The 8,679-nt window shown below is 38.0% G+C and carries 8 protein-coding genes; 4 read left to right on the forward strand and 4 right to left on the reverse strand.

What is annotated here, in order from left to right; genetic code table 11:
- Window positions 1-87: 87 nt before the first annotated feature.
- A complete protein-coding gene (gene greA, locus ACLTU0_RS09005; protein WP_022230136.1) occupies window positions 88-561 on the reverse strand; it encodes a transcription elongation factor GreA in 474 nt (157 codons plus the stop codon).
- Between the two features lie 457 nt (window positions 562-1,018).
- Here greA and ACLTU0_RS09010 point away from each other — a divergent pair, with 457 nt between their 5' ends.
- Window positions 1,019-2,080 carry a hypothetical protein gene (locus ACLTU0_RS09010; RefSeq protein WP_412322123.1) on the forward strand — a complete coding sequence of 354 codons (1,062 nt, stop codon included), beginning with the start codon at window positions 1,019-1,021 and terminating at the stop codon, window positions 2,078-2,080.
- 45 nt (window positions 2,081-2,125) lie between these two features.
- Here the strand turns inward: ACLTU0_RS09010 and galT are convergent, their stop codons facing one another.
- The 3 genes from galT to ACLTU0_RS09025 all read right to left on the reverse strand — a co-directional run bounded on the left by galT (window position 2,126) and on the right by ACLTU0_RS09025 (window position 5,278).
- Window positions 2,126-3,103 (reverse strand): galactose-1-phosphate uridylyltransferase, encoded by a 978-nt coding sequence (gene galT / locus ACLTU0_RS09015; protein WP_022230134.1) that lies wholly within the window; start codon window positions 3,101-3,103, stop codon window positions 2,126-2,128.
- A 70-nt stretch (window positions 3,104-3,173) separates the two neighbouring features.
- Window positions 3,174-4,592 carry an ATP-binding protein gene (locus tag ACLTU0_RS09020; RefSeq protein ID WP_412322125.1) on the reverse strand — a complete coding sequence of 473 codons (1,419 nt, stop codon included), beginning with the start codon at window positions 4,590-4,592 and terminating at the stop codon, window positions 3,174-3,176.
- Complete coding sequence (locus tag ACLTU0_RS09025) at window positions 4,592-5,278, reverse strand: response regulator transcription factor (RefSeq protein WP_022230132.1); 687 nt, start codon at window positions 5,276-5,278, stop codon at window positions 4,592-4,594. Before ACLTU0_RS09025 ends, ACLTU0_RS09020 begins: the two co-directional genes overlap by 1 nt.
- Before the next feature lie 173 nt (window positions 5,279-5,451).
- Between ACLTU0_RS09025 and ychF the strand changes: the two genes are divergently transcribed.
- The 3 genes from ychF to ACLTU0_RS09040 all read left to right on the forward strand — a co-directional run.
- Window positions 5,452-6,546, forward strand: a complete 1,095-nt coding sequence (gene ychF, locus ACLTU0_RS09030) for a redox-regulated ATPase YchF (RefSeq protein WP_022230131.1) — start codon at window positions 5,452-5,454, stop codon at window positions 6,544-6,546.
- 91 nt (window positions 6,547-6,637) lie between these two features.
- Window positions 6,638-7,933, forward strand: a complete 1,296-nt coding sequence (locus ACLTU0_RS09035; RefSeq protein ID WP_308457018.1) for a glycosyltransferase family 39 protein — start codon at window positions 6,638-6,640, stop codon at window positions 7,931-7,933.
- Window positions 7,934-7,945: 12 nt separating this feature from the next.
- Window positions 7,946-8,679: hypothetical protein (locus ACLTU0_RS09040; RefSeq protein ID WP_412322128.1), on the forward strand; the 734-nt coding region annotated here is incomplete at its 3' end.

An 8,679-nucleotide genomic window follows, 5' to 3' on the forward strand; every position in this document is an offset into this window, starting at 1 on the left:
GCCTCACCCCCCTAAGAAAATTTATGCAAAAAAACAGTGCGGTATTCAAATACCGCACTTAAATTTCTTATTAAATTATTTTTTTGATTATTTTTCAATAGAAAGAATTTTAAATTCTATCTCACCGCCGGGAGTGTTTGCCTTTACAGTTTCGCCTGCCGCTCTGTTAAGACAAGCCGCACCGATAGGTGATTCGTATGATAACTTGTTCTTGTAAGGATCAGCCTCTGTTGAACCGACGATTGTGTACTTTTCTTCACCGCCGAATATTGCAAGAACAACCTTTGAACCCGGAGTTACAACGTCTGACTTGATTTCTTCATCGTCAATAACTCTTGCATATTTAAGCATATATTCGATTTCGTTAATTCTTGCCTCTACTTCTGCCTGTTCATTTTTTGCTTCATCATATTCGGCATTTTCCGAAAGGTCACCAAATGAACGAGCCTCTTTAATTTTTTCAGATACTTCTTTTCTTGTAACATTTTTTAAAGTATCAAGTTCGTTTTCAAGTTCCAATTTACCTTCTCGTGTTAAAACAAATTCCTTTTCATCAGCCATTTTATGTCATTCCTCTCTTATTTTCACTTACGATTTAACTATTATAACTTTTTTTAAGTGAATTGTCAAGTTGTATTGGGATTTTAACGCTAATTTCTCCCCTCAAGCAAAACATTCGTAGAGGCGGTCATCGTTCACCAAAAAAAATATATATTTAGCCCCTCAATCGTCTTTGTCGACAGCTCCACTCGAGAGGAGCCTTTTAGTATGGATTTCCCAACTTGTACGGGACGGTGCCTCGTCGTCCCTTGCCTCTCCTTGAGGAGAGGGGACCGCTTGCGGTGGTGTGGTGGCTTTTCTATTCGTGTGATATTCTTATTTTAGCCACCCCTCAGCCGACTTTGTCGACAGCTCCCCTCAAGGGGAGCCTTTCATTTATCTGAGATTAAAGCAACGTCAAATCAACAATGAATTTAATTCAAAATTATGGGCAAGCTAATAAAAAGGAGTGATTTTTTTGAATTTTCTCACTTTAAAAGAGGACTTTTACAAGCGGTACGAAACATCAGGCAAATTTCTTCACTACACCTCATACGGCGCATTATGCACACTTCTCGGACATACAGATATACCCACTGCACCGTCGTTATGCTGTACATTATCAATGCGAGTTGAAATGTTCGCACGAAAAAGCGGCGGCAACTATGTAAAAATCGAAAACACTACCACAGACAAATGTCTGCAATACCCTTTCAGCACGTCCACAGACCTTTTTAAAGGCAAAACAAAATTCTTTGCCGAGTTAATACACGCACTTGAAAACAGCGGTTTAAAAGGTGCAGAAATACTGTACAATAACACGATACCGAATTTTATATCCTCAAAACACGCTTTTTCGGCTGCACTGATAAAATCACTTATGCAAGTAAGTGATATAGAACTCACCCCTCTTGAAACCGCCGCAATATGTGCATTAAGCGACGATTTAACGCCTTATCTCGCTGTACTTTTTTCTAAAAAAGGCTACTGTACACTTATGAACAGTGGTGAGCCGAAAAACCTGCCGTTGCCGCTTTCCGGCTACAAAATTCTTACCGCACACTGCACAGAACCGTTAAGCAACCATTCAAAGCACATTAAATATGCCATGTCTGAAATACGAAGATTATACCCTCACGTCAATTCAATATCAGACTTGACGCCCGAAATACTGAGCACCGCAAAATCATCGTTTAAAAACAGCAAAGCGGCTAAATATATGTATCACCTATCCACCGAAAATACACGCATTAATACCGTTTCCGCCGCATTAAAACGATGTGATATAAAAACACTTTTCCGCGAAATAAACAATTCGGAACAATCCATGGAACGTTTTTGGGATATTGGCACAGAGCATAAATTTCTTGCAAATACTGCACGCAATACAGACGGCATAGCCGCCGCAAGATGTCAGGATAAAGGTATTTGGGCAATCGTTGAAGCAGATAAGGTCGATTATTCAATAAATATGATTAAAAGCGATTTTGAAAACACTATCGGCTATAAACCGACTTTTTGTGTATGTGACACTTTTTAAACAAAAAATAAGTCTGTCGATAAATTGTCGACAGACTCATTCGGTTTAGCCGTTCATTTTTTTAAGAAATTTTTCGTGTGCGGCTCTAAGTTCAACAGCCATTGCTTCAGGAGCAGTTGTGTTACAGTGAGCCCAAGCACCTGTTTCAGAAGATGCGTTATACTTAATCTTATCTGCACTTCTCATCGGCGGATAGAATGCGATATGGAAGTGGTAATAATCAGATACATCTTCACCGTTTACAGGGTTTTGATACATACACATCATATAAGGGAACTTATAATCAAACAAACTGTCAAATGTACCTGTTGTTTCCTTTAATATCTTTGCAAGATTTGTCTTTTCACTGTCTGTAAGCTGTGACAAATTCTGTACGTGACGCTTTGCGGCTATGTACATACCGTAAGGATATTCACTGAAGAATGGTAGGAATGTAACGAAATCTTCGTTTTCCATAATAATTCTGTCACCGCAGTTCATTTCATCTTCAAGCATATCGCAGATTAGACAGTTATGTGTTTCGTCAAAATGTTCCTTACATGATTCCATTTCAAGCTGTAATTTCTTCGGAATTACAGAATAACCGTAAATCTGACCGTGAGGGTGAGGCATTGTAACACCTACAACGTCACCTCTGTTTTCAAAAATAAATACATACTTAATCTTTTCGTCCTTGCTTATTTCAACAAATCTTTCTGTCCACAAATCAACAAGTTCTCTGATATGGTCAACAGGAAGTTCCGGCAATGTTACAGTATGCTCCGGTGAGTACAAAATAACTTCGCACTTGCCGTATGCCGGCTTTGTCTTGTAAATTCTTGTTTCAACATCATCCGGTACAGGCGGATTTTGTGAAAGTGCAGGGAAATCATTATCATATTCATACACTGTAAAGTGGTCAGGAACCTTTCCCGAACCCGGACAGAACGGACACCAATCCTTTGGCATCTGAGGTCTGTTCTGACGGTGTGATGCAATCATTACCCAATCCTTTATTAGTGGGTTCCAACGTAATTCAGCCATTAAATTTTTCCTCCTTGAAATTCATATAATACTATTTTACACCTATTTTCATTGTCAGTCAATACCAAAATCACGCAAGTTCAAGTGTGAACGTGAATTTTGTATATTTAACCGTTGAGCCTTCCTTTGTATCGACACTTTCAACCCAAACGTTTTGCTTATGCAATGTCATAATATTTTTAACAAACGACAAACCCAGTCCCGCACCGCTCTTTTCATTTACGCGTGACTTATCGGTTTTATAGAAACGATTGAAAATATTGCTCAAATCCGCACCGCTTATTCCGTCACCGAAATTACCTACGCAAAATCTCGCTCTGCCGTCCTCAATCCATGTTCTTATACCGATTGTCGTATTAGGATAACTGAATTTTATCGCATTGTCAAGCAAGTTTATGACAACTCGTTTTATCGCGTCTTTATCTGCTATAACTTTCAAAATGTCATCTTCAAAATCAACATTAAGTTCAAGATTTTTCTCGTCAATTCTGTTACACAAACCGATTATACAAATTCTTGTAAGCTCGTTCAAATCAAATTCAGACACATCAAGTTTATATTCGCTTGACGACATTTTTGACATTTCAAGCATATCATTAACCATTTTCGTAAGACGTTTTGATTCGTCAAGCACGATTTTAAGGTATTCCTTTTCTTTTTCGGGCGGAATTGTACCGTCCAAAATACCCTCGATAAATCCAGAAATACTCGTCATAGGAGTTCTGAGTTCATGCGATACGTCGCTTATAAACTCACTTCTTGTATCCTCCAATGCCTCTATGGAATCCGCCATAAAGTTAAAACTTGACGCAAGCTGTCCTATTTCATCGGCACTTGTCACCTCAACACGTTTGTCAAACTTACCTGACGCAATTCCCCTTGCAGCCTTATTAATCTCCTCTATCGGTTTCGAGATTTTCTTAGACTGCATATACACAAGCACAAATGCTGCCAACACAGAAAACAGTGATGCAACAACAACCATCATAAACAACTCAAGCGTCGTTTTTCTTATATCAAAAATGCCTGTCACATAAAATGACGCTCCAACAATACCTCCCTGATATTTAATCGGTACACCTATAACCATCATTTTATTTTTATACGAACCGTTTAATGTGCTGTATTTCTTTACGATATTTCCGTTTGTTACAATATGTACAAGTTCGTCCGGAACGGTCGCGGAACTTGTTGTACTTTCCAAAACTTCACCGTTTGAATTAGTTACTATAATATCAGAGTTCAAAAAGCTGCCCCACGACCTTAAAAGCTGTTTATATGCCGCTCTTGCACGATAATCGGTATCTTCTATTTGCAGTGATCCTGTCCAGTACTCCAAATTCTGCGATACGCTTATAACATTATTCATATGAGTGCTTATTGCAAAATGATTTACAAATATACCGACCGTAACCGCAACCGACGTAAAAACAAGCATAAGTATTATAGCATACGTCCAAAACAAACGTCCCAAAATACTCTTAAACATTATCTTACCTCGAATTTATAACCTACGCCCCATACGGTTTTCAGCTGCCAATTTGCCTCAACGCCCTCAAGTTTTTCTCTAAGTCTTTTTATATGAACGTCAACTGTACGCGAATCACCGAAATAATCAAATCCCCATACTTCTTCCAAAAGCTGTTCACGCGTGAACACTCTGTTCGGGTTTGACGCAAGGAAATACAAAAGTTCAAGTTCTTTCGGCGGTACCTCAACTATATTTCCGTTTATTTTAAGTTCGTAGTTTGAAAGGTTTATTGTAAGGTTAGGGAAAACAATTTCTTTTTCCGCATTTGATTCCTTTGTATCACTTCTTCTCAACACAGCCTTAACTCTTGCAAGAAGTTCTTTCGGCTCAAAAGGCTTAACCATATAATCGTCCGCACCGAGTTCCAAACCAAGCACCTTATCGAATGTTTCGCCTTTTGCGGTAAGCATTATAATAGGAATATTACTTACACGTCTGATTTCACGGCACACCTGCCATCCGTCCATTTCAGGCATCATAACATCAAGAATTACAATAGCCGGTGCCTCTGACTTAAAAAGTTCAACGGCTTTTTTACCGTTGTTTGCGGTAACGGTATCAAACCCCTCTTTGTCCATATAAAGTTTTATAAGTTCTACTATATGTTCATCGTCATCTACTATAAGTACCTTATTGTTAGCCATTATTTTGTCCTCCTGTTTTTTCATCTTAATATGATACATTTATTATACCATAAACCGAAAAAATAATAAAGAGTATTGCGAAAATGTTTTAAATGTTATATAATAAATTCATAAAATTTTCACAAATTGGTGTCGAATATATTTTCAGGCACTACGAAAGGACGAAAAACATAATGAAACTTGGAATCGTAGGCTTACCTAACGTAGGTAAATCAACATTATTTAATGCAATAACTCAGGCAGGTGCAGAATCGGCAAACTATCCGTTCTGTACGATTGAGCCGAATGTCGGTATAGTTGACGTTCCTGACGAACGTCTTGACAAACTTGCAGAAATGTATCACCCTAAGAAAGTTACTCACGCCTATATCGAATTTGTTGACATAGCGGGTCTTGTAAAAGGTGCTTCAAAGGGTGAGGGTCTTGGAAACAAGTTCTTATCTCACATTCGTGAGGTTGACGCTATTGTTCACGTTGTACGTTGTTTTGAGGATGCAAACATCACTCACGTTGACGGTTCAATCGACCCTATCCGCGATATTGAAACTATCAGTCTTGAACTTATTTTCTCTGATATTGAAATGATTGAGAGAAGAATTGACCGTACAAAGAAAGCTATGAAGGGCGACAAGTCACTTGCAACAGAACTTGCACTTTTGGAAAGAGTTAAAGCGACTTTGGAAGAAGGACTTCCTGCAAGAAGTATTGAATACACAGACGACGAAATGGCTATAATGAAAGAAATTTCGCTTATTTCAATGAAGCCGGTTATCTATGCCGCAAACGTTGCGGAGGACGATTTCTCAAAAGGTATCGAAAACAACGAATTTGTAAACAGAGTTAAAGAACTTGCCGCAAAAGAAGGCTCACAGGTTATGCCTGTAAGTGCAAGAATAGAAGAAGAAATTTCTCAGCTTGACGGTGATGAAAAGGCAATGTTCCTTGAAGAACTTAATATGAGCGAATCAGGTCTTGACAGACTTATCAAAGCAAGCTACACATTGCTTGGTCTTATCAGTTACCTTACAGCCGGCGAACCTGAAGTTCGTGCATGGACTATCACAAAAGGAACAAAAGCACCTCAAGCGGCAGGTAAAATTCATACAGACTTTGAGCGTGGATTTATCCGTGCGGAAGTTGTTCACTATGACGACCTTATGGAATGCGGAAGTATGACAGCCGCTAAGGAAAAAGGTCTTGTAAGAAGTGAGGGTAAAGACTACGTTATGAAAGACGGAGATATTGTTTTGTTTAGGTTTAATGTATGATGAATAAAACTATAAAAAGCGTTTTCAACCATTGCATTTGCAGAGGTTATACGCTTTTTATTTTAGGACTTTAATATAAGGAGCTTTATAAATGTTTACTTCTATTTTATCAAGTATAATCATTTGGAGTGCCGTACTTATTATAGCATTAAGAGTTGTAACAAATTCAGGTATTCAATTTTCAAACAACAAATACATATCTGAATTGACTTGTTACAAAGGTACTTCATCAAATTATAAAACCACAAAAAAGGATATACTATGCGTATTTCTTTTGGCATTCTCTTTCAGAATTATAGTATTTTTGTTTTCCGTAGTGATAATATATATGTTCAATGACAACATAAACAGTTTTGGCGATATACTTGAACAGTATATGAAATGGGACGCAAATAACTACGTTCGCATTGCTACAGGCGGATATACATACTATACGGAAGGTGAAAATTTTACAACTCTTGCATTTTTTCCGTTATATCCTTGGCTTATGAGGATTGTCAATATTATTTTCAGAGATTTGAGAGTAAGCGGACTTTTGACTTCATTCGCACTGTATTCGGGTGCGTGCTGTTTCCTATACAAACTGTTTTCAATAGATTACAGTAAATCTGTTGCCGTTCGTGCAATAGTGTATATGTCGGTATTTCCACACGCACTGTTTTTCGGAACACTTATGAATGAAAGTATGTTGCTTTTCACATCTGCTGCAACTTTATATTATATAAGAAAACATAAGTGGTACCTTGTCGGTATATGGGGTGCCGCGGCAGCACTGTCGAGAATGCTCGGAATACTGCTTGCGATACCTGCGGCAGTTGAATGGCTTGAACATTACAAAATATTTGAAAAGCTTAAAAACAAGGATATAAAAACAGTATGGCAACTTTTCTACTCCAAAGGACTTTGGATATTTTTAATGCTACTTGGAACAGGAATTTATCTGTTCTGTAACTATAAAGTCACAGGCGACTGCTTTAAATTCCTTGAATATCAACGAACAATTTGGGGACACGGCTCCGCATATTTCGGAACGGGTATCAATTCAATCGTTTCAAAATTAAATTTGGGTACTGACAAAGATATGCTTGCGTCTGTATGGATTCCGTCTTTGGCTGCAATAATTTTTGTAACCGCAAATTTATTTTACGGTATCAGAAAGCACAAAAGTATGTACACTGCATATCTCGTTGTGTATCTGATTTTAAACACAAGTTTCGACTGGGTTATAAGCGTTCCGAGATATATGACTTGTGCAATTCCGGCATTCCTTTTCCTTTCAGATTTTTCGGAACGACACAAATGGACAGAACCTATTATCACAGCCTCAATGGCAATAGGTTTAGGCATTTATTTGACAGGATACTTGTGTTGGAAACAAATTTTATAACGGAGGATTAATATGAGCACAGTAAAACCATTAAAAACAAAAAATACGGACTATATAAATATTCTTGTACTTTGTCTTTGTGTTACAGCCGTTTTCTTCGTCGCCTGGACATTTACGGGACAATGGCCTTGGAAATCACAGCCATATAATTCGTACATACTTCAAGCTCAGTCTTGGCTTGAGGGCAGACTTGATTTAGGGCGTGACTATCCGTATCTTGAGCTTGCGATTTTCAATAATAAATATTATGTAAGCTTTCCGCCGTTTCCGTCTTATGCTATGCTGCCGTTTGTGCTTATCGGCTGGAACAGTTGTGACAGTATGATTGCATTTGCGGTATCGCTTTTGGGAGCGGTATACGCATTTAAGATATTAAAGCATTTTGATATTGAAAGTAAAACCGCAATATTTTTCACATTACTTCTTACAGTCGGTTCAAACTGGCTTATGACTGCACAAAATGCTTGGGTATGGTTTATCGCTCAAAATATGGCTTTTACATTAAGTCTTATGGCAATATACTATGCTTTGAAAAACAAAATAGGTCTTTCACTTGCATTTTGGGCATGTGCGGTAGGTTGCAGACCGTTCCAGATATTATATCTGCCTGCACTTCTATATCTGATATACAACGCACACAAAGCAGTCAACCCAGAAGATAAAATCATCGATATTATAAAAAAGCGTTATCTCACCCTTGTTCCTATGGCGGTCATTGCATTATCGTATATGATTTTAAACTTCGC

Source organism: Hominilimicola sp., assembly GCF_046972485.1.
Lineage (GTDB): Bacteria > Bacillota > Clostridia > UBA1381 > UBA1381 > Hominilimicola > Hominilimicola fabiformis.

Excerpts from the sequence above, each read along its gene's own strand:
- ACLTU0_RS09020 (WP_412322125.1), bottom strand. The coding sequence starts at position 4,592 with ATGTTTAAGAGTATTTTGGGACGTTTGTTTTGGACGTATGCTATAATA.
- ACLTU0_RS09025 (WP_022230132.1), bottom strand. The coding sequence starts at position 5,278 with ATGGCTAACAATAAGGTACTTATAGTAGATGACGATGAACATATAGTA.
- galT (WP_022230134.1), bottom strand. The coding sequence starts at position 3,103 with ATGGCTGAATTACGTTGGAACCCACTAATAAAGGATTGGGTAATGATT.
- ACLTU0_RS09035 (WP_308457018.1), top strand. The coding sequence starts at position 6,638 with ATGTTTACTTCTATTTTATCAAGTATAATCATTTGGAGTGCCGTACTT.
- greA (WP_022230136.1), bottom strand. The coding sequence starts at position 561 with ATGGCTGATGAAAAGGAATTTGTTTTAACACGAGAAGGTAAATTGGAA.
- ychF (WP_022230131.1), top strand. The coding sequence starts at position 5,452 with ATGAAACTTGGAATCGTAGGCTTACCTAACGTAGGTAAATCAACATTA.